General features: G+C 37.0%; 18 protein-coding genes and 1 other RNA gene. 13 read left to right on the top strand and 6 right to left on the bottom strand.

Annotated elements, in window-relative coordinates; genetic code table 11:
• Window positions 1–30: 30 nt before the first annotated feature.
• The 4 genes from ACPDHL_RS03195 to ACPDHL_RS03180 all read left to right on the top strand — a co-directional run bounded on the left by ACPDHL_RS03195 (window position 31) and on the right by ACPDHL_RS03180 (window position 2,523).
• Window positions 31–1,596 carry a hypothetical protein gene (locus ACPDHL_RS03195; protein ID WP_430531364.1) on the top strand — a complete coding sequence of 522 codons (1,566 nt, stop codon included), beginning with the start codon at window positions 31–33 and terminating at the stop codon, window positions 1,594–1,596.
• 120 nt (window positions 1,597–1,716) lie between these two features.
• On the top strand, window positions 1,717–1,926 hold the full coding sequence (locus tag ACPDHL_RS03190) for a hypothetical protein (protein ID WP_430531363.1): 210 nt from the start codon (window positions 1,717–1,719) through the stop codon (window positions 1,924–1,926).
• Between the two features lie 33 nt (window positions 1,927–1,959).
• Window positions 1,960–2,109 carry a hypothetical protein gene (locus ACPDHL_RS03185; protein WP_430531362.1) on the top strand — a complete coding sequence of 50 codons (150 nt, stop codon included), beginning with the start codon at window positions 1,960–1,962 and terminating at the stop codon, window positions 2,107–2,109.
• A 6-nt stretch (window positions 2,110–2,115) separates the two neighbouring features.
• Window positions 2,116–2,523 carry a hypothetical protein gene (locus tag ACPDHL_RS03180; protein WP_430531361.1) on the top strand — a complete coding sequence of 136 codons (408 nt, stop codon included), beginning with the start codon at window positions 2,116–2,118 and terminating at the stop codon, window positions 2,521–2,523.
• Between the two features lie 133 nt (window positions 2,524–2,656).
• Here ACPDHL_RS03180 and ACPDHL_RS03175 read toward each other — a convergent pair whose 3' ends face one another.
• The 3 genes from ACPDHL_RS03175 to ACPDHL_RS03165 are packed head-to-tail and all read right to left on the bottom strand — an operon-like array spanning window position 2,657 to window position 3,852.
• Window positions 2,657–2,872 carry a hypothetical protein gene (locus ACPDHL_RS03175; RefSeq protein ID WP_430531360.1) on the bottom strand — a complete coding sequence of 72 codons (216 nt, stop codon included), beginning with the start codon at window positions 2,870–2,872 and terminating at the stop codon, window positions 2,657–2,659.
• Window positions 2,873–2,876: 4 nt separating this feature from the next.
• Window positions 2,877–3,446: an RNA polymerase sigma factor gene (locus ACPDHL_RS03170; RefSeq protein WP_430531359.1), complete on the bottom strand. Its 570-nt coding sequence runs from the start codon at window positions 3,444–3,446 to the stop codon at window positions 2,877–2,879.
• A complete protein-coding gene (locus ACPDHL_RS03165; RefSeq protein WP_430531358.1) occupies window positions 3,439–3,852 on the bottom strand; it encodes a hypothetical protein in 414 nt (137 codons plus the stop codon). Before ACPDHL_RS03165 ends, ACPDHL_RS03170 begins: the two co-directional genes overlap by 8 nt.
• A 367-nt stretch (window positions 3,853–4,219) precedes the next feature.
• Between ACPDHL_RS03165 and ACPDHL_RS03160 the strand changes: the two genes are divergently transcribed.
• The 4 genes from ACPDHL_RS03160 to ACPDHL_RS03145 all read left to right on the top strand — a co-directional run bounded on the left by ACPDHL_RS03160 (window position 4,220) and on the right by ACPDHL_RS03145 (window position 6,722).
• Complete coding sequence (locus tag ACPDHL_RS03160) at window positions 4,220–5,086, top strand: DUF6892 domain-containing protein (RefSeq protein ID WP_430531357.1); 867 nt, start codon at window positions 4,220–4,222, stop codon at window positions 5,084–5,086.
• Between the two features lie 5 nt (window positions 5,087–5,091).
• Window positions 5,092–5,511, top strand: a complete 420-nt coding sequence (locus ACPDHL_RS03155) for an SMI1/KNR4 family protein (protein ID WP_430531356.1) — start codon at window positions 5,092–5,094, stop codon at window positions 5,509–5,511.
• Window positions 5,508–6,197: a hypothetical protein gene (locus ACPDHL_RS03150; RefSeq protein ID WP_430531355.1), complete on the top strand. Its 690-nt coding sequence runs from the start codon at window positions 5,508–5,510 to the stop codon at window positions 6,195–6,197. Before ACPDHL_RS03155 ends, ACPDHL_RS03150 begins: the two co-directional genes overlap by 4 nt.
• Window positions 6,198–6,470: 273 nt before the next feature.
• Window positions 6,471–6,722: a hypothetical protein gene (locus ACPDHL_RS03145; protein WP_430531354.1), complete on the top strand. Its 252-nt coding sequence runs from the start codon at window positions 6,471–6,473 to the stop codon at window positions 6,720–6,722.
• 160 nt (window positions 6,723–6,882) lie between these two features.
• On the opposite strand, the gene chrA is transcribed toward ACPDHL_RS03145, so the two are convergent.
• Both chrA and ACPDHL_RS03135 read right to left on the bottom strand, forming a co-directional pair.
• Window positions 6,883–8,007 (bottom strand): chromate efflux transporter, encoded by a 1,125-nt coding sequence (chrA, locus tag ACPDHL_RS03140; RefSeq protein ID WP_430531353.1) that lies wholly within the window; start codon window positions 8,005–8,007, stop codon window positions 6,883–6,885.
• 368 nt (window positions 8,008–8,375) lie between these two features.
• Window positions 8,376–9,791, bottom strand: a complete 1,416-nt coding sequence (locus ACPDHL_RS03135; RefSeq protein ID WP_430531352.1) for a DUF1254 domain-containing protein — start codon at window positions 9,789–9,791, stop codon at window positions 8,376–8,378.
• Window positions 9,792–10,237: 446 nt separating this feature from the next.
• Here ACPDHL_RS03135 and ACPDHL_RS03130 point away from each other — a divergent pair, with 446 nt between their 5' ends.
• Together ACPDHL_RS03130 and ACPDHL_RS03125 are read left to right on the top strand one after the other, a co-directional pair.
• Window positions 10,238–11,578, top strand: a complete 1,341-nt coding sequence (locus tag ACPDHL_RS03130; RefSeq protein WP_430531351.1) for a LuxR C-terminal-related transcriptional regulator — start codon at window positions 10,238–10,240, stop codon at window positions 11,576–11,578.
• 109 nt (window positions 11,579–11,687) lie between these two features.
• Window positions 11,688–11,849: a hypothetical protein gene (locus ACPDHL_RS03125; protein ID WP_430531350.1), complete on the top strand. Its 162-nt coding sequence runs from the start codon at window positions 11,688–11,690 to the stop codon at window positions 11,847–11,849.
• 226 nt (window positions 11,850–12,075) lie between these two features.
• Here ACPDHL_RS03125 and ssrA read toward each other — a convergent pair.
• Window positions 12,076–12,472, bottom strand: a transfer-messenger RNA (tmRNA) gene (ssrA, locus tag ACPDHL_RS03120).
• A gap of 161 nt (window positions 12,473–12,633) precedes the next feature.
• Between ssrA and ACPDHL_RS03115 the strand changes: the two genes are divergently transcribed.
• The 3 genes from ACPDHL_RS03115 to ACPDHL_RS03105 all read left to right on the top strand — a co-directional run bounded on the left by ACPDHL_RS03115 (window position 12,634) and on the right by ACPDHL_RS03105 (window position 16,821).
• Window positions 12,634–13,839, top strand: a complete 1,206-nt coding sequence (locus tag ACPDHL_RS03115) for an NAD(P)-dependent oxidoreductase (RefSeq protein ID WP_430531349.1) — start codon at window positions 12,634–12,636, stop codon at window positions 13,837–13,839.
• A gap of 329 nt (window positions 13,840–14,168) precedes the next feature.
• Entirely contained in the window at window positions 14,169–14,597 is a 429-nt protein-coding gene (locus tag ACPDHL_RS03110; RefSeq protein WP_430531348.1) for an acyl-CoA thioesterase, read from the top strand.
• A gap of 253 nt (window positions 14,598–14,850) precedes the next feature.
• Window positions 14,851–16,821: an oleate hydratase gene (locus ACPDHL_RS03105; protein WP_430531347.1), complete on the top strand. Its 1,971-nt coding sequence runs from the start codon at window positions 14,851–14,853 to the stop codon at window positions 16,819–16,821.
• Window positions 16,822–16,842 lie beyond the last annotated feature (21 nt).

Genomic DNA, 16,842 nt, shown 5'->3' with positions numbered 1-16,842 from the left:
GTAGATGAGTCTAAACGAATCGTGTTAATTATGATAAAAAATAGAATACAATATACGCTTAGTATGGTTCTTTTGTGCGCCACAATAGCTATGGCGCAAACCCAAGATAGACCTTTTCCTTACTATTTACCCTTGACTGGTACGACTGCTCCCAGTGAAATCGGCGAGTATATCTCAGATGTTGCCCCTACGGGTAGTGATCGTTATACCTCTCAAGGTCTTGTATTAACGCAGGATGAAGATGAATTTTCCTTCAGTGGATTTTACCTCAAGGATGTTGAATTTCCAGCCAATTATGGATTAATTGTGGAGTTTGAATACGCCATGGCAGACGGAAAAGAATATGACAATAAATATGGAGATGGAATCAGCATGTTTTTGTTTGATGGAACTAAAAATTTTGAGATTGGTGCCCCAGGTGCGAGTTTGGGTTACGCCAATAAAAATTCATATGCAGGAAATCAACCGGGATTAAATGGAGCGTATTTAGGATTTGGATTGGATGTTTTTGGAAGTTATAAATTAAGAGGAATCAATTCGGGTGAGCGCCGTGAAGGAATCTCAGGCATTGATTTTATCAGGGTTAAAGATCATATTACGGTAAGAGGAGGGCAATACAAAAATGATCGTTATAAAGGATATCCTGTGGTATTTACTGAACAAGTGGCCTATTCTAGTATGGGATCGAATGGAGTTGCTAGTGCTCAACTCGATTATGATACAGGAGATTATGCTACAGATTCTTACAGCCAATCAGTTGGAATAAACGAATTGAGGACGGGAGTCTATTATGATGATATATATTATTTTAATCGCGTAGTAACAACGCTGATTCCCATTGATAATGGAAATGGGGGCATGAAGATATCTCTAATCATGTATGATAGACTAAATTTCTACAAATCACCCCTTCGCGAATTTATATACCCTAATTCCTTTAAAACCCGTGATGAAAATGGAAATTTATATACGTTTGAAACTAAGATTCCCGATGTCTTTCACCTGGGGTTTGCTGCTGGAACAGGAGGAGCCACTCAAATTCAAATTATTAAAAACGTAAAGGTAGATTTACCTTTTGCACCGGAAACAACAGATAAAGAAATGCTTTTGTGTTTGACGGATAGTGATGATAAAGAAAGCTATATTTCAATAGATAGTCCTATGCGTGGAGATCGATTTTATAGGGGAACCGTAGAAGACCCTATTGGACGCGATGACGATTCTACTGTAGATCGCGATTCGTTTCGTTTTGAGGATGAAAATGGGTTTGATATAACAACGAGGATATATACTTCCGGTGATAGTAAAATTACAGAATATTATGATCCTGGAGTAGGAACTTGGCAGTATAACACGCGAATTTCAGGACATAGTAATTATTTGTTTTTTGAACCCGATACAGATGATTTGCCAGAAGGGGATTATGTGGTTTACTTTTCAGCTAAGAGTATAGATGATGGTCTTAATGGCCCTTTCTCTCACCATGTCTACCGCAGTCGACCTACAAAATTGACCGTCAAAGCAAGATGGTGTAAGTCGGTAGTCAATCCCAATTTACCTATTCGCGTAATCGAAGAAGAAGAGGAGGAAGAATAGCAAAAATATACATTGAAAAAAAGGCTGTTTAAAAAGCCTAAAGAATAAAAAATCTAACTTAGCATCTAATAAGGAACGCTAAAGGAAGATTTCTTCTTACTTGCAGTTAAAAAGGGTAGTATGGCTTTATTTATAACACTGGATAATGTTTATGGTCTTTATGACCTTGATGCAACAAGGAAAACAGCGGGTATTGTTGTTTTTCATCAACACAGTATGGCCAATCAAAACTACAAGAAGCACAGCCGTTTATTTGAAGGTCTGTTGGTCGGTGTAGTTGAAAAAGGGAGCATGAAAACGAGAATTCACTTTGCTGAATATGAAGTATAAGTGGGTGATATCGCTCTTGTACCTCCACAAGTGATGATAGAAACACAAGCCCTAAGTAAAGATGCTGAAATAGTGAACATTGGTCTTTCGTTGGATTTTATTTCAACCTTTCCAATTTTAAGAGAATTTGTAATGAACGATCAGCTTCGCTGGCAACCGATTATTCGATTGGAACAGGAATAACTGCTTTTGCAAAAAGAACTCCTCCACCTTATTGAACAAAGCTACAACAACAAACAAAGCTCGAATAAAGTTGAAGTGCTCAAACACTTGGTCATGGCGTTGATTCATTTGATTGCTGAAAAACATCAGGAGATGCCCGTTGCTAAAAGCCAAACAAAAAATCGAACACATGAACTTATCGATTCCTTTTACTCGTTGGTTTCCAGCCATGCCCACAAGCAGCGAAATGTACAGTTTTATGCCGATCAACTCCATGTAAGTACGCAGTATCTTTCGTCTTTTTTGAAACAAAATACGGGAAAATCTACCGTTGTAGAAGGATTTAAAGTTGTTTTTTACAGTTTAGCTGGACTTGAAGTTGTTTTGCCTTTTTTTATTTTTGGTGGGTATTGGTGTAAGAAAAAGATCAAGTAACATCAAAAAATAAAAGCTGTATCCCATAAGAAAACAGTCTAGACAATTAGATTAAATACCCGCGTCTGTAAGCGAAATTCGCTTACAGACGCTCTTGTTTTGACGATTTAATAGGTGTTGATTGTTCCCCTATTTAATCCCTTAATTCCTCGCAAAAGAAGTTTTTTTCTTTCATGAAAGCAAGGATCAGGTCTTTTGTATCTGCTCTTGACGTTTCTACACGGAAGATGTTGTCACAGTCGTCCAAGTCAAAATTCCATTTGGCTTGCGGCAATAGTAGATTTAGTTCAGCTGTGAGTTGCTTGACTGTTTTCTCTGTTGTTATAGCTGTTTTAAATACATAGATCATGGTTTTATTTGTTTAAGATGACTTCATCATATAGGTCTCTCAGCCTATTGCGGAGGTGTTTTACGGCATAGTGTTTCCTTGAGAGTAAGGTGTTGGCGGGAATGCCTGTTTTTTGTGCAATTTCTTTGATGGAAATACCTTCAAATTCCGTCCATTCAAAAACGTTTCGTTGTTCGATAGGCAATTCCAACAGCACTTCGCTCAATTCTTCCCAAACCATCGCCCAAATATAACTTTGTTCAGGATTGTCCAACTCGCTGTCTTTCGGAAGCAATGCGTATGCCTCTATTAAAAAGCCATCTTCATCATACCAATAGGAGGGTAGATAGTCCTCTTTTTTCTTTTTAGCCTTGTTGATAATGGTGTTTTTAGCCACGCGATACAACCAACTCGAAACCATCTCTATGGGGTTTTGTGTATTTTCCATCGCCTTGAGAAATTGATAAAAAACATCTTGCAGAATGTCTTCCGCATCTTCATTATTCGATACGCGTCCTTTGATGAAATTGCGAATTCGAGGAAGGTGTTCTTCTACTTGCCTTTCTAGGTGTTTAGGAGGTTTATCTTTACTCATTTCCAGGCCTGTCGTTTTCTGCTTCTGTAGCATCTGAGGTAAAATCGTGTTGAGAAGGAAAACTTGAGCCACGGTGAAAGCCTCTTTGCTTAAACCAAGCTCGTCTTTCATTGCATGACATCCTCATCCATTTTTCCCGATCTTTCTGTGTGTGTTTTCCAAAATTACGACCTCCGAAAGAACCGCGTCCTCCTCTAAAACCCTTGCCTGAAAAAAGCAATCGCGCCAGTATAAAAAGTCCAATCGCCTGCCAAAAGCTAAGCGTTGTCAAACCAAAAATAGTCGGCATCAACCAATTCCAAAGAAACATAATCGTTCCGCCCAACAGGGTTAAGGCAAGGGCAAAACATAGAGGAAACAAGATGAATTTGTATTTCCCTCTAGATGCAAAAGATGTTTGTCTCATTTTTATCTTTTTTAAATTAAACATTAGGTATGGTATATAGGAAGACAACGAAGAAGCAAAAATATTGTATGGAATTTAAATATTTTTTTAAATAAGAGGGATGTAATGTAAAAAATATTCGGATAAAGTGCAGTAAATCAGTGACTATTTCAGCTTTATATCACATTTATCAGATTAAAATTGGCACTATCTCTTAAAGTGCGTAAGTTTATCAAATCAAACTTTGGATGGCTTTTGAATTATAATCTACCTATTTTACAATAAGATAAAACCAAAGTTGTACTAGAAAAAAAAGAGCGACATCGCCTATAGTACTAGATTGGTTGCTAGAGGTGTAGAGAAAAAGAATAAAAAAGAATAAAAAAGCATGAAAATTGAATTAAATGATCAAGGAATTTGGCTGGATGGACATTCGCTGACGTTTCCAACAACTGTACCTTATTTAAAGTCTATTTTAGGGGAACCCTCTCGGGAATATTGGGAAGATAATCAATGGCGTATCGCTTGGGATGATTTGGGTATTTATACGGATTATGGCGTCATAGACAATGTTATTAACCTTTATTTTTTACACCATCCCCAAGAAGAAGTAAAATATCGATCGCATGGACGTTATGAAGGCGATATCTACTTAAATGGCGTATCTATTAAAGGAACTGAAGACTTTGATGGGAAAATAGGACCTTGGGAGTTAAGGGCTTTACGCTATCTAGGAGAAGGCGAAACACCGATCTATAGCTATCTATTGGGTAAAAATTATAGCTATGTTGCACCAAAGAAAAACAAGAACAAATACGCGATTAAAAATCAAGTAAAAAACAGTCTTGTTTTTTCTGATTTCAATTTTAAACTAGCTGTTATTGAGGAATTAATGTATGTGCAAGAGGTATTAAAACCCAAAGTAGATGTCTATGAATTTGCTGATTTATATAAGAAAAGACGTATTGACATAGATGAAGAAGGATATGAGCCAATTCCAGAACTTGTCGCTTATTTTAAAGCGTTACCACTGGATAAAAAATGGGCGAGTTTAGTTACCGAAATCGACCAAGACGGTGGAAATGAAATTTATATGACTATTTGTCCTTTTTGGGATGGTGAAGATGATGCGTTTACAATTGAATCATTTTCTGACGTCGATCAGTTTCCCAATTTAAAGAAAATGACGTTGTTCTCAACTGATGAAGCTATAGTACAAGCCTTACAAGACAAGGGAATAGCTATCATAAGCTAATTGTTATGGAAATACTGGATTCAGAAAAAAAGATAACAAGGGATGAGATTAAGGCAATCGAACAGACCTATGGGATTACATTGCCTGCTGACTTGATCGATTTTTATGTGCAATACAACGGAGCGATGACGCTAGAAAATTGGAATGAAGGATTGGATTTAAACATACCCTTTGATGGTTTTTTACCCTTTAAATATGGAGCACATACGATTGAAGAAAACATGGCGTTAGGACTTCAAAAAGGGGGAGTCATCTTTGCTATAAACGCAATTGGAACCTTGTTTTTTATATCGATTCAACCAGAAACTTTTGGTGTGATCTATACCAAAAGAAGCAATAGTGAGGAAATTAGAAAACACGTTGAAAGTTTTTCTCAGTTCTTAGAAGGGTTAAATTATATAAAGGTGCGATATAAATTGTTATGAATTGGATTGAACGATATAACAATAAAGAAGAAGTCAACGTTTGGAATGAACTAAGAGCGTTAGATTACAATCAGTTAAGCGAGGGTGAAACGGAAGAAGTGATGGCCGTTGTCAAAGAAACTATTGCTCGAATTTCACATAATATTAGCGTGATTTATGAGGTTTTTGGGCTAGATTATAAGCACACTCAAACAGCTGATGCACTTCTTTTAGCGCTGCATAACAAGACTAGACCTTATGGATTTCTGTCTGTTTTCTTGGATTGTTTTTTAAAGAATATCGATCAAGTTGACTTTATTCAGCTAAAAGACAAGCATTTTCCACATGAAAGTGAGTTAGATCCCCTGTATATAGCATCTGTTCAAGACATGATTACCCTATTATCTGATGGCAGTTGGGAAGAAGAAATGGAAGATTTGATGGAGGAAGGAGAAAAACCGTATCTCTATATCAGTCCAGATATCTACCATAAAGATCATTGTAGTGGTGGGATGCCCTACGGCATCGTGCTAGAGCATAAGCCTGTACTAGATTCATTCCTTTGTAATACAAAATATGGAGCGCTATACTTTTTAGATTACCTGCGCCTTACTTTTGATCACTGTGGTTTTACTAATTTGAAAGAAGAGCATGATATTCCAGTCTCGTACAAAACAGCAATTAAAAGTAAATTACGGGCTTTCTAGTGAAACGAAGGCTATTGGCAAGATTGAAATTAGAAGTACATAGAATAAGTAAATATGAAAATAGAGGAAGAAACGTTAAATAAAGCTGTAATAACCTCACAAGATATTGTAAGTGATAAATCTTTTATTCGTCATGTGTATTAATGATGAAGATGGAGATTGAGCGATGGGCAAGAAAAACGAAGCAGTGCTTTAGCTATAAAACCCAAGGGGTAAAACAGGATGATTAACCAATAATAGCTAATTACCAAATTTTATATCAGTTAGAATACGATGAGATTAACAGAGGGGGAAGCCATTCAAATAGCAAAACAATATCAACAGCGATATCCATCGCTAAAGAATACGATTGTACGGGCACAATTTAACCCAAAGTTTAATGTTGTAGGAGAAAAAGCGTGGATTGCAATTGGGGTGTTTGAACTTTTTGGGGAAATACAGGAGTTTTTTTATGTGATTTCAGATGAAACGGGGGAGGTTGAATATACTTTTAATGAACATGGTAGTATAAATCCACAGCACTAGATTTTTTAATTTGTGTGTACAAGGCACGTATCGTTTTTTTCATCAGTATGTAGTTACTTTTATCAAGTGGAGCTGATTTTGTTAACTTGGGAATTTTACTCTGAAATGCATATGATCAGGAAGATACTTCGGTAGTAAAGGTCAAATAAACACCTGAAAATTAAAAGAGAAGATAGCCCAACAAAGCTCCTACTAAAACAATAAAAGCACTATTTACTTTTTTAAATGTAAAAACGAGTATACCACTAAGTAGGGTAATAACAAGGGTTTGCCAGTTGAGCAAAACATCTCGTGTCATCGTTACACAAACAGCGACAATCAAAGCAACAGCGGCAACATTTACCGCGTCTAAAAAGACAGATAATCCTTTTGAGTTGCGCAGTTTTTTCATCAACGGATTGATTAAGGCTACTAGAACAAAGGAAGGTAAAAAAATCGCAAGGGTCGATAGGAGAGCCCCTGATAATCCATTAATTTGAAAACCAATAAAAGTGACGGAAGAGAAAACGGGTCCAGGAGTGAATTGCCCTACAGCAATCGCATCCATCAGTTCTTCTCTTGTTAGCAATCCTGTTTGTACTAGTTCTGTATCTAAAAAGGCAAATAGAACATAACCACTACCATAAAGTATAGCCCCTATTTTTAAAAAAATCCAAAATAACTGTCGATTGGTTGTCGTGAAAAACGGACTTTGTATGCTTAGTATAATAGGTAATGCAATCAAGCTTTGTAAGGTATTTTGCTTTCTCGTCTTGATATAAAACAGGGCATAGGCTAAAAATCCAGCCCCAAACAATAAAAAGATTTCACTAACCCCTAGCAAAGAAGCTACCAAGACGATTAGTCCCAAAAAGGCTAAAAAGGTGGAGGTAATCGATTTTTTAGCTAGTGGAAAAACAGCTCCAAGCATAATAGCTATAATTGCTGGTTTAATTCCGTATATAAAAGGTTGTACTTGTGGTAATTGTCCATATAGTTTATAAAAGTAGGCGAGAGCACCCGTTAGCAAAATAGCAGGAAAAATAAAACATAGGCCTGCAATTATAAGGCCCCTCCAACCCCCTTTGTCATAACCAATATGAATAGCCATTTCTGTACTGTTAGGACCAGGGATTAAATTGGTAGCTCCCAGTAGATCTAAGAAATGTTGTTCATCCATCCATTTTCTTTGTACAACTACTTCCTCTCTCATCATCGCAATATGCGCTGCAGGTCCCCCAAAACCAATTATTCCCAGTTTTGTAAAGACTTTGGCTATTTCTTTTAGGCTTACTTTTTCTGACATATTATTCCCTACATTTAGTTTTTTACTACAATCAACCTATTCAATGGTATTGCGTGATAGGAACATTGCGTAAAACTAAAGATAATTTAATACCCAGCGGTTACCTAAATGTAAACAAAAAGAGGGAATACCCACTCAAATAGATAAATACTATTAGTTAACACCAGTACTTGTTTGCTGTCTTAGTTATGTTTTTTAAAAGATGTAATAGGATAAAAAGAATACGAAAACAATACAATTTTATTTCCAATGGCTTTGGAATTTTATTGCCTTTGGCGGAATACCAAAAAGGTAACGATCTCTTTTTAGGAGACAGTTACCTGATTGATTAATACTATAAAGCTTTTATTTAGGACGAAATATGCAAACTAAGGAACGCGAGTAAAAGGGGGTGTTTTCCATGTTCCATCCAGCATGTCTTTTTTAGGATAGTAAACGCGGAGGGTTAAACTAAAATTAGTAAGAGGGGCGGGTAGCCAGTTCTTCTCCTTCTCGGGGCCGGGATTTTCATTTTGAATGTAAATCTCTAAAGAGCCATCAGCATTAAAAACAAGATCACTTCGATCTCCAAGAGTGAATCGATCTAAATCATTGGGAAAAAAGAATCCACTGCTATTATACAAAGTTAAGGACCAAAAAGCATGAGCTGGAGGTAATTTATCTTTTTCAAATCGAAGGACGTATGAATTGGTTCCGAGTAAGACTTTGTTTTCTGAATCTAAGAAGCCTGTTGGATAGATGGCATCTTCTGGTAGGTTAGCCCCTAATCCAAAACGTGTAACATAAGCTCTGTGAAAGTAATCCGTTCCGTAATCACCTGTGTCTTCCAAGATAGCCCAACCATTGACAATCGGTAGTTCATTTTGTCTAGTATCTAATTTTAGAGTCATGGCCGTAGGAATGTTTTTTATCACCTCTTGTTCAGCAGCAGTGAAGTTTTCAAGCGTAAATGTTAAACCTTCTCCAATTCCAATTGTATTGATGCGCTTTATAAACGCAGCATCTTGAGCAAGTGGGGGATTTTCTTTTAGGATGCGGTTCATATAGTTAAAGAATTCTTCAATTGGCATATGTTCTACAATTGTGTTGGGATCTTCTTTGGATAAATTGGGTTCCAAAGGAGGCACTTGATATCCTTCAGGAGGCGTTAAGGTATATTGTTTAATCAATGGATAAACAAAGTCTCGACCATCTTCTTCACTTTTTACTTCCGTACGCCCTATAATCCATACGGTATTTGTAGGTGATTTAATTTGGGTCGTGCCACTCGGTATAGTCCCAGTCCAAGAGGGTCCCGTAATTAGGAATTCTCCTCCTTTATTGCCGATGGTTCGCGTACCAGGAGAGGCAATGACATTGGTATAGGCATCCAGCATGGGGAGGAGATGATAACGATCATTATTGGTTGGTAAGCTTAATTTGACGGGACCTTGAGATAGATCCAACCATGCATTAGAATAAAAGGTATCCGCATTGGGACGGACGACCGAAGTAAAATCTGATCCTGGAAAGATGGGAAGATGAGAGAATTGATTTAAAGGCGCTTCCATTTGCCCAACAATAGGCGCAAGTGTATTTGTTGCTTGACGCTTGGTTATATCCATAGTTACCAAGGGGATTCCATAAATATAAGCCTCTTCTGCTAATAGAATTGCAGAGTCAATAGCTACATCAGGAGCAGAAGGAGCGCCATCATCATGATTACATGACCACAAGCTATGTAGTAAAAATAGGGCGAGTAAGAGGCTAAAGCCTCTTCTGCAAAAAAAAGGGGTTGCATTCATAGTTCTTTGAATTTAAGGTTAGTTTTTAATACAGAAAAAAATCTGTATTCGTTGTGATGTAAAACTATAAGATGACGCCCGTTTAGAGGCTAACCATTTGTGCTAGTTTTTTCTATTAAACCTCATTTTTCTATCCAAAGCAATAAATAAGACAAGGGAAGCCACGATCCACCCCATACTTTTTGGCTAGTTTATAGCTGTTTTCTTTGCTAATCACTTAAAAATGACAATTTGCGATTGTTTTGACGTTAGGTTTTTTATTATGTTTGAAGAATTAAGCAACAGAGTAAATGATATCTATGGTATTTTATGGTACGATTATAGCAAGATTCACAACATTTGTAGGCAAGAAAAATGGGTATAAGAGGCTATTTTTTTTATTGTTTACTTTGTTTACAGCTGGGACTTTCGCTCAAGATGTAAAGCCTCCTTTAAATTATCAAAATTTGACTTTCTCAGAGGAGCTTGCCTACGCAAAAGATGGTGATGGAAATACGTGGATTAAAGGAATCATACCAGATTCATTGTTGCATAAACCCATACTTTTCCAAAATCGATCCATACATCTAACGGACTATGATTTTTATTTACATCAAGAGGGGAGATGGTTGAAACTCGAACCAAATAAAGATGCCTATGGACAACAGATTAAAAGTCGTTATCCGATTTATTACTTGGTTCCGCTTGAAAAAGAGTATTACCTAAATATTAAAAAGCACAGCCCCCATGAGCTTACTTTATCTCTACTAGAGTTTGGTCAGTTTGGCCAGTATGCGTCGCTTACTGTGCTTTATCTGAGTATGTATTACGGCTTAACCTGGATGTCGATTATCTTCAACTTTATCTTTTATTTGATTTTTAGGGATGCGCGCTTTATTACCTATGCTGCCCTTCAACTCTCTATCTTTTTGATTTTTTTATATGAAGATGGTATATTTTATTATTTTTCTAATCAAACATATATACTGCCGCATTTCTCTTTGATTACTATTTCTATAACATCTTTAGTAGCCTCTTTGTTTACCTATTACTTTTTGGATTTAAAGAAACATATGCCCTCTTTTTTTAAAGTTTTTGGACTTACAGCGCTTCTATTGACTTTGTTACTATGTTTATCGTTGGTTTCTAAGCGCGCTGTATATACTAATGTCATGCAACTAATCTGGTTCGCCTTACCTGTATTGTGTTTATATCAGGCTGTTAAACTGTTTAGCGTTAGCGTTTATGCTCGCTTTTTACTCTTTAATTTTGGTTTAATCGTTGTTGTTGGTGCAGGATACAGCCTCGCTCGACTATATGGTTGGGGACTTTCCTCTATTTTCACCATTCATACTTTGCGTTTTATTAGTGCTATTGAGATTATGGCGATTAGTTTTGTGCTTATTTTTAAAATTAGAACCTTAAGAGAAGAAAATGAATCCTATAAGGTGGAGCTTAGACATTATTTATCACTTTTGAGTTTGAACAAGGAACTAGAATATGAAAAAACAAAAGAATCTCATTCATTTTCAGCCGCTAAAGAAGATGTGGGGCAAGATAAAGACGCGCATTTGATTGCAGAAATTCAAGTTCAGTACCAACTAACAGAGCGAGAAGTAGAGGTATTAAAGCTGATTTGGAGCGGAGATTCCAATCAAGAGATGGCGGATAAATTATTCTTATCCGTGCATACAATCAAATATCACGTTTCGAATTTATATACAAAATTAGATGTCAATAGCCGAAATCAAGTTCGTTCATTAAAATCGTATGAAACCTATAACCCAACAAATAGAAGCATTGATTAGCCTTAATGTACTATTCGCAGAAACTGATTCCAAATACAACCACTTAGAGCCATTAGAAGTTTAGTAGTACAGGTAATGCTTATTTTGACAAGAATCAAGATAAGACACCATGCAAACGACCGCTAAAAACAAAGGAGGAAGGAAACTAAAATCCAATCCTAAAAAATATAGACATGTTTTCAGGCTCACTGAGTCTGAAAATGAGAAACTGCTTGCTTTGTTTGCATCATCAGGAAGGACAAAACAAGCTTTCTTGTTTCAATGCTTTTAGATATCTACCCAAATACTATAGTTATGATAGTTTAGGGAATTATAATGCATTATTGTCTTTATTTAATATCAGAGCTGAAAAGGAGCAAGTTATGAAGAGCTAGGGAAACACTTTATAAAAACGAAAGAAATTTTGTAAAAGTCAATAACAAAAGCGTACAAAAAACGTACAAATCCGAGCATAAAAAAGCCTAACTATTTAATTATCAATAGTTAGGCTTTTATTTCTGTGGAGTCGCCGAGAATCGAACTCGGGTCCAAACAAGCAATCAGAGAGCTTTCTACACGCTTAGTTTCAACTTGAATTTTCGATCAGCAGCTTGGTTTGAAACAACCACTACTGACTTAGCCTCTAAGATTTCGAAAGATGTCCGAGACACTAACCTTTCTAGGTTTACTTTACGGTTCCCCTCAACAAAGCGCCATAAACCAAGGCTCTTAAGGAGAATCTAGCTCTTCCACCTGGTGGAAACTAAGGCAATCTTACTATAATTCAGATTAAGCAGCTAAAGCGTAATTATTTTCGCCGTTTAAAAAGTTCGTTGTCTGATATTTACGAGCTAAACAACCACGCTCGACGTGCTTACTGACTAATTCCACTCGCTGTCAAAACCGATCGACCCCTTGTAAAATATGCTTTCAGAGGTTGCAAAATTACAACTTAATATTAAACATTACAACTTTTAAGTGTTTAAAAAGTTTGCTTTTTTGGAATACCAGAGAAATACAACTATATTTGCAAGAACCAGCCTCAAATTAAAGAAACAACTAATTTATTATATATTATGAAAATTGGAATTATTAAGGAAAGAAAAAGTCCTCCTGATAGACGTGTTGTGTTTACTCCTGAAATTCTAGCCAAGGCCTTACAAACATTTGATACCCTAGAAGCAGTAGTAGAACCCTCTGATATCAGAATCTTTCCTGACCAAGCGTATTCTGATAAAAACATCACACTCAGTGACGATTTGACTACTTGTGATGTGTTAGTAGGAGTGAAGGAGGTTCCTGTAGAGGCTTTGATCCCAAACAAAACCTATTTTTTCTTCTCCCATACCATTAAAGAACAAGAGTATAACCGAAATATTCTCCAAGCGTGTTTGGCTAAAAACATCCGTTTGATTGACCATGAAACCTTGGTGGATGAAAACAATAAAAGACTCATTGGCTTTGGTCGCTATGCCGGAATTGTAGGTGCTTATAATACCTTGAGAGCTTTTGGATTGAAATACGAGCTATTTAATCTGAAAAAAGCAGAGCAGATGCTACATACAGAGGACCTAATTGCCCAATTAAAAAAGCAATTCTTTCCGCCAATTAAAATGGTAGTGACTGGAAATGGAAAAGTAAGTCACGGTATCATGGAGATTCTCAATGGAATGAAAGCCAAAAAAGTTTCTATTGATCACTTCTTAACACAAAAGTATGACATACCCGTTTATACCCAATTAGAAGTAATGGATTACTATAAACGCAAGGATGGGCAAGAAGCAACAAAAGCAGATTTCTATGCTAATCCAGAGCAATATGAAAGTGATTTTGAGCGCTTTACTAAAGTAGCTGATGTAGTAATTACAGGTCATTTTTTTAAACATGGATCCCCAAAAATCCTAACAAGAGACATGCTTAATGCAATTGACAACAAGATTCAAGTCATTGGCGATGTTTCTTGTGATGTAGATCACGGTCCGATTGATTCTACGTTACGCGCGTCAACCATTGCAGATCCTTTGTATGGCTATCACCCAGGGAAACACGAAGAGGTAGCCTTTGATCATCCTGCTGCGATTACCGTTATGGCGATTGACAATTTACCTTGTGAATTACCCAAAGATGCAAGTGAAGGGTTTGGAGACGTTTTCTTAAACAGCATCTTACCAGCCTTCTTTAATGAAGATAAAGACCAAATCCTAGCTCGTGCAACAGTCACACAAAATGGACGTCTTACTGAACGCTTTGCGTATCTTCAAGCTTATGTTGACGGCAAATAAGGCATACAATTTAGATCATACGCTTACGCTATAAATTGTTAAGAGTATGCCAAAATCAAATATTGTATGAAAAATTCATAATAAAATAGTTTTACTGCGTATATTTGTTGCGAAATTTACAATCTGAATGGAGCGTCCTAAAAGGAATAGGAAAATAGTAATATCCATATTTTACGAATTTTTTTTTCATCTTTCATTTTGAATAAAAAATAAGTAAGGTTTAGCTATTTTTGTTAAAAATATTCCCTTGTTTTCGCACAAAACAGTAGGCTGCCAATGATTGAGAATTTCAATGACAAGCCTATAATTTAATTGTTCAAAATAAAACTATGGAAGGTGAATTAACAAGCAAGGAGCTGCGTATTCAAAAAAAAATTAAAGATTCTGAGACTCACGTGTTCAGAACTGTGTTTCCAGGGCAAACAAACCACCACGGTACAATGTTTGGTGGAGCTGTTTTAGCCATCATGGATGAAATTGCTTTTATGACCGCTACTCGCTTTTGCCGTAAACCAATTGTAACTGTTTCCAGTGATAAAATCGACTTCAATCAACCGATTCCCGTAGGAACGTTAGTTGAATTAATTGGAACAGTAGTACGTGTGGGACGTACAAGTTTAGATGTACGAGTAGATGTATTCGTTGAAAGTATGTACAGAGAAGGTCGCGAAAAAGCGATTTCTGGTAATTTTACACTAGTAGCGATTAACGAAAGTAAACGCCCTGTACCTGTAATGGATGAGATAGAATCATACTAGATTCTGCTGCATAAAAAAAGCGACTGTCGATAGGCAGTCGCTTTTTTATTGTATCCCTTGCGTCTAACCCTTAGCCTGCTTTTAAGGCAGCACAAAGTAAGATCGCTTCTTTGGGTATTTATAAAATAATTCAAAGAAGATTAAATAATCTCTATAAGAATTCAAATGTAGTGGAGGTGGAGTAAAAAATTGAAAGCGTTATTTGACTAATTTAAAGCTATATTAATTTTTTCTGTATCCAAAAACCACTACTATGGAAACAAAGCAAGAACAAGGGAAATCGCTATTTCCTCCTCTCCCCACAGATCCTGTCAATCAAGCGCCAAACAGTTATTTGGAGCGTCCCATCCACCAAGCAGGCAAACCCTTACCGTTTGCGGATCAGTTGGGCAACTATCAGCAGCATAGAGGTATTCCTACCCAAGACTTTTCTCAACATAAGGTCTATATCATCGGAAGTGGTATCGCAGGGTTGTCTGCGGCCTTTTACTTCATACGCGATGGACAAATTCCCGCCTCTCAAATTGTCTTCTTTGAAGAGCGTGCTGTAGATGGTGGATCCTTAGATGGAGCAGGAAATGCTCAAAGTGGCTATATCATTCGCGGTGGACGGGAAATGGACACCACCTATGAAAATGTATGGGATATTTTCCAACATATTCCCGCACTTGAACTTCCAGAACCCTATAGCGTACTCGATGAATATCGCCTATTAAATGACCGCGATCCCAATTATTCTATCGCGCGCTTACTCCAGAAACAAGGACGAATTAAAGATGCAACTGCTTTGGGACTAACTAAAAAAGATCAAAGAGCCTTATTCAAACTCTTACTAGAGAAAAAAGAAGGATTAGATGATCAATCCATTCAAACGTACTTTAAGGCCTCCTTTTTTAAAAGTAATTTCTGGATGCTATGGCGTACCATGTTTGCCTTTCAACCCTGGCACAGTCTATTGGAATTCAAATTATACCTCCACCGTTTTATCCATGCGATCGATGGCATGCACGATTTCTCTTCCCTGATATTTCCCAAGTACAACCAGTACGATACTTTTGTCTGTCCACTTAAAAAATACTTAGCTGAACAAGGGGTGACCTTCCAACATAATACCGTTGTAACTACAGTAGAAATAGCAATAAAAAACGACTGTAAGACAGCCCATAAAATAGTCATGCAACAGCAAGGTGTTGAAAGCGAACTATTCCTAGAATCAACTGATTTTGTTATTGTTACTACAGGATCGATGACAGATCGTACAGCTTATGGTACGAATACTAAGACAGCAGTAAATCCAGTTAACGCAACAAGTAATCTTGGAAATGAAGTCCCAATTAGGGAAGAACATCGCGTTGAATCCTTGTGGGAAAAGTTAGCTGCACAATCTCCTATTTTTGGTAATCCTGCCAAGTTTTTCTCCTCCGTAAAGGAGTCCGCTTGGGAATCCGCAACATTAACCTGCAAACCATCTCCATTAGTCGATCAACTTAAAACCTATGCCGTTAACGATCCTTATTCGGGACAAACGGTAACGGGTGGAATTATTACCATTACAGATTCCAATTGGTTATTGAGCTTTACCTGCAACCGACAGCCGCATTTTCCAACCCAACCCAACGATGTACTTGTGCTATGGGTCTATGCCTTAAACATGGAGGCTCCTGGCAATTTTATTTTAAAATCAATGCCGAATTGTACGGGTAATGAAATTTTAGCTGAATTGTGCTATCATCTTAAGTTGAGCGATAGGATAGAGGAGATTCAAGCCAATACGATTATACGTACCGCCTATATGCCTTATATCACAGCTATGTTTATGCCCAGAGCCCAAGGTGATCGACCGGATGTAGTACCTAAAGGATCAGTAAACCTCGGCTTAGTTGGTCAATTTGTTGAAACACCTAATGATGTTGTGTTTACGATGGAGAGTTCGGTGCGATCGGGTAGGCAAGCGGTCTATCAATTGTTGCAACTCAATAAACAGGTGCCCGATATCACTCCGATGCAGTATGATATCCGTCACTTAATCAAAGCGGCCTATACGCTCAATGACAACAAACCTTTCATTGGTGAGCCACTCTTAAGGCGATTCTTAAAAGGAACCTACTATGAGCACATACTACCAACAATGGATAAGAAAGACAAGAAAAGAAAAATATCCAATGGACTCCTTCGTAAAGAATTAAAAAGAACAAAGGAATGGTTCAAAAAGTTAGTTAATTAAAGGGAGGATTTGTACATTTAG

The sequence above is a fragment of the Myroides sp. C15-4 genome (assembly GCF_050522745.1).
Classification (GTDB): Bacteria; Bacteroidota; Bacteroidia; order Flavobacteriales; family Flavobacteriaceae; genus Flavobacterium.
Note: the sequence above shows the minus strand (reverse complement) of the source record. Positions and strands in the feature narration are given on the sequence as shown.

Bases quoted from the DNA above. Each gene is read 5' to 3' on its own strand.
- ACPDHL_RS03190 (WP_430531363.1), top strand. From the start codon at position 1,717: ATGGCTTTATTTATAACACTGGATAATGTTTATGGTCTTTATGACCTT.
- ACPDHL_RS03170 (WP_430531359.1), bottom strand. From the start codon at position 3,446: ATGAGTAAAGATAAACCTCCTAAACACCTAGAAAGGCAAGTAGAAGAA.
- ACPDHL_RS03115 (WP_430531349.1), top strand. From the start codon at position 12,634: ATGAAAATTGGAATTATTAAGGAAAGAAAAAGTCCTCCTGATAGACGT.
- ACPDHL_RS03165 (WP_430531358.1), bottom strand. From the start codon at position 3,852: ATGAGACAAACATCTTTTGCATCTAGAGGGAAATACAAATTCATCTTG.
- ACPDHL_RS03150 (WP_430531355.1), top strand. From the start codon at position 5,508: ATGAATTGGATTGAACGATATAACAATAAAGAAGAAGTCAACGTTTGG.
- ACPDHL_RS03135 (WP_430531352.1), bottom strand. From the start codon at position 9,791: ATGAATGCAACCCCTTTTTTTTGCAGAAGAGGCTTTAGCCTCTTACTC.
- ACPDHL_RS03105 (WP_430531347.1), top strand. From the start codon at position 14,851: ATGGAAACAAAGCAAGAACAAGGGAAATCGCTATTTCCTCCTCTCCCC.
- ACPDHL_RS03155 (WP_430531356.1), top strand. From the start codon at position 5,092: ATGGAAATACTGGATTCAGAAAAAAAGATAACAAGGGATGAGATTAAG.
- ACPDHL_RS03185 (WP_430531362.1), top strand. From the start codon at position 1,960: ATGATAGAAACACAAGCCCTAAGTAAAGATGCTGAAATAGTGAACATT.
- ACPDHL_RS03195 (WP_430531364.1), top strand. From the start codon at position 31: ATGATAAAAAATAGAATACAATATACGCTTAGTATGGTTCTTTTGTGC.
- ACPDHL_RS03160 (WP_430531357.1), top strand. From the start codon at position 4,220: ATGAAAATTGAATTAAATGATCAAGGAATTTGGCTGGATGGACATTCG.
- chrA (WP_430531353.1), bottom strand. From the start codon at position 8,007: ATGTCAGAAAAAGTAAGCCTAAAAGAAATAGCCAAAGTCTTTACAAAA.
- ACPDHL_RS03110 (WP_430531348.1), top strand. From the start codon at position 14,169: ATGGAAGGTGAATTAACAAGCAAGGAGCTGCGTATTCAAAAAAAAATT.
- ACPDHL_RS03145 (WP_430531354.1), top strand. From the start codon at position 6,471: ATGAGATTAACAGAGGGGGAAGCCATTCAAATAGCAAAACAATATCAA.
- ACPDHL_RS03175 (WP_430531360.1), bottom strand. From the start codon at position 2,872: ATGATCTATGTATTTAAAACAGCTATAACAACAGAGAAAACAGTCAAG.
- ACPDHL_RS03125 (WP_430531350.1), top strand. From the start codon at position 11,688: ATGCAAACGACCGCTAAAAACAAAGGAGGAAGGAAACTAAAATCCAAT.